Origin of the sequence: Paenibacillus sp. OT2-17 (assembly GCF_009827695.1) — a bacterium.
GTDB lineage: Bacteria > Bacillota > Bacilli > Paenibacillales > Paenibacillaceae > Paenibacillus > Paenibacillus polymyxa_B.
Genome location: NZ_WUDQ01000497.1, coordinates 1 through 2,762, shown reverse-complemented (window position 1 = coordinate 2,762; position 2,762 = coordinate 1). Strand labels below are relative to the sequence as shown.

1 protein-coding gene and 2 pseudogenes are annotated in these 2,762 nt (G+C 44.5%); all 3 read left to right on the top strand.

The features are described from left to right. Positions 1–468: pseudogene (locus GRP75_RS23675) on the top strand (hypothetical protein); the annotation flags it as partial. Next, a complete protein-coding gene (locus GRP75_RS23670; RefSeq protein WP_160790538.1) occupies positions 469–2,304 on the top strand; it encodes an ATPase, T2SS/T4P/T4SS family in 1,836 nt (611 codons plus the stop codon). It abuts the pseudogene before it with no gap. Next, positions 2,294–2,762: pseudogene (locus GRP75_RS23665) on the top strand (hypothetical protein); the annotation flags it as partial. The gene GRP75_RS23670 and the pseudogene GRP75_RS23665, both read left to right, overlap by 11 nt.

Genomic DNA, 2,762 nt, shown 5'->3' with positions numbered 1-2,762 from the left:
TATGATTTAACGCTGATTGATGCAGGAAGTGGAGCAGGGTGGGGGGCTGTACAGCATGAAGCATGTGCACGAGCCGAACTGGCCGTTCTTTCACTCACTCAGAATATGCGAGAGTTAGACGCTTATTTTGAATCTGTGTCTCCGTTATCTACCTATTCATCGTTACCCTTATTGATTGTACTTGGGAAATATGATGTGCATTCTCAAGTGAATGAAACGAATATTCGCAGGAGATATGGCTACAAAGGTGCTTTGTATACAGTCCCTTATAGCACCGGATTTATGGACGCATGGAACCGCAGGGATGTGATCGGCCATGTGCAGCGTGAGGTGCGAAGTGGAAAAGAGCAGCACCGCAAGCTTTTTATGCCCGTGAGATGGGCGCAGAGTATACGGCATATCAGCAAAGCTATTCTGGAGGCGGCAGAGTCCGATCTTCGGCTCAAGGCTTTGGAGAGGGGCGCTTAAATGCTGTCCGCTCAAATGATCAACGGATTGATTCTTACCTGTATAGTACTGATGTGCATCGTACTGATTATTGTTAAATACCGTGGGAATCTTCACTCGCGACATTCAACCCTTCGGGTAGAAAAAAAGAACGAAGATGCCACATTCGAAACATTAATAGAGTATATCAAAAATGCACTTCATGAACTAAGTCATAGCCAGATGGCGGATGCCGGATTGCATGAAGAGGAATATAGACGGCGTATCCATCAAAGGGCGGAACTACGCAGGGCGTTAAAGGACTGTGCCAATGGCAGCATGGGTGATAAACGTTTTGTTAAAAATCTGATGGCTGAGCTTCTGATTAACGGTTACGGCTTAAACGAGAAAATTGTCGATATTGTTATGCCATTCTCCCGACCTGAGTTGTTTAGCATACAGGATCAATTCGAAATTATATTTTACCAATACCAGCAGAAGTTTGGCGCTGATGCACTATCACGTTTACTGGATACTTATGACTTGGCCGAAATGAGGTATTCACAGCAAGGTGAAGAAGATGGAAATTATCTCGTTACCGCAGAGGATATTCGTTATATCTATGACTGTGAGTACCGCCCTCTTTCCTTTTTGGAGAAAGTGGATATTATTGTCCAACGGATTTATCAGCATTACAAAGGCTTTTCCGTCATTGATGATATTCGTGACCAGCGGATCGACGGTGTAAGTGGGGGCGTCAGTGGTATGCCGGAAGGTGGGATTCCTGCATCATCAGACTGGCCTTCGGATGGGTATGTATTTGAACAAACATCTGCGCCTACTGCCAATGGTTATGAGAGCGTATGGATCTTTTATAAAGGTAAAACTATCCATCTTTCGTTCCTTTCCTTCGGATCTGAGCGTGAACTTAAAAGGGTGTGCCAAAATATTTATAAATACAATTACCCGGGACAGCTTTCCGAAGCGAATGGTTATAAGGTCAACGAAATGAAGGATGGGTCACGGGTAGTGGTGGTGCGCCCTCCTTTCTCAGAATCGTGGGCTTTCTTTATCCGTAAATTCGATATTCAAAGCGCATCGCTGGAACAGTTAATTAAGGGACAGAATGCTGATTTTCCAATCCAGCTACTTTCTTATTTAATGAAAGGCAGCCGGATTACTGCTATTACAGGCGCGCAGGGTTCAGGTAAGACAACGTTGTTAATGGCGATGGTCAAGCATATTTATGCTTCGTATACGCTTCGTGTTCAAGAAATGGCCTTTGAACTGCATCTACGCAGCATTTACAGTCGCCGTAACATTCTTACCTTTCGAGAAACGGACCATATTTCAGGACAACAAGGGCTTGACTTGCAGAAAAAAACAGATGGAACCGTTAATATCCTAGGCGAAGTAGCAAGTGATGAAGTAGCTGCTTGGATGATTCAAATGTCGCAGGTTGCCAGTCTGTTCACCATTTTTACTCATCATGCCAAAACATTTCGTGATCTCGTGTTTTCACTTCGTAATTCATTGCTCAAAACAGGAGTATTTCAGCATGAAGGCATCGCTGAGGAACAGGTAGTTCATGTCATTAACTTTGATGTGCATCTCAAACGTGATGCGGAAGGGCGACGCTACATCGAACGGATCACAGAATGTGTGCCGCGTGACCCGGATCATACGGATGCAGGCTCCAATGTTTCAACGAGCTATAGTTATCGCCACATTATGGAATATCGGAACGGAAGCTATATACCGATGGAGCCCCTTACTGCCAAAAGTGCAAAAGAAATGTGTGAGCAGATGAATGTAAAGGATGCCAGAGATTTCCGCAGTTTTTTGACCCGCTATTGGGAGGAAGACTATGAGTCTTAAAGAAATTTTATTATGGATTTTACTAATATCAGGTGGTGGCTTTGCGCTTCTATATATAGTTTTGTGGGGGTTGCGTAAGCGAAGTAGTCATGCAGTTCGCAGAGGACGAATTCATTCTGTTCAGGAAGGTCGCAAAGGAAAAGCGGTACTTCAACGTGAGCTGCAAGCCTTACTGCATAAGTTGTACACGCTGTGTATGAAGGTGCCTTTTTTATCTGGATACATCACAAGTGTACGTAAGCGACTAGCTGGTCAGCATGCCTACGATGAGTACAAGCTTCGCCTACAGACCATGAAGATGACGCTGTTCATCTGGGGGGCTTTTACTTGCAGTGGCGTTGTGCTGGTCATGATGAAGCCAGGAATAGAGTTTGCTATATTGGCTGTTTTATGCGGAGTGGTAATCAACAGTCTTATTTTGGATATGGCCATTAGCCGGATGGAGAAAAGGCTACTTG

Bases quoted from the DNA above. Each gene is read 5' to 3' on its own strand.
- GRP75_RS23670 (WP_160790538.1), top strand. From the start codon at position 469: ATGCTGTCCGCTCAAATGATCAACGGATTGATTCTTACCTGTATAGTA.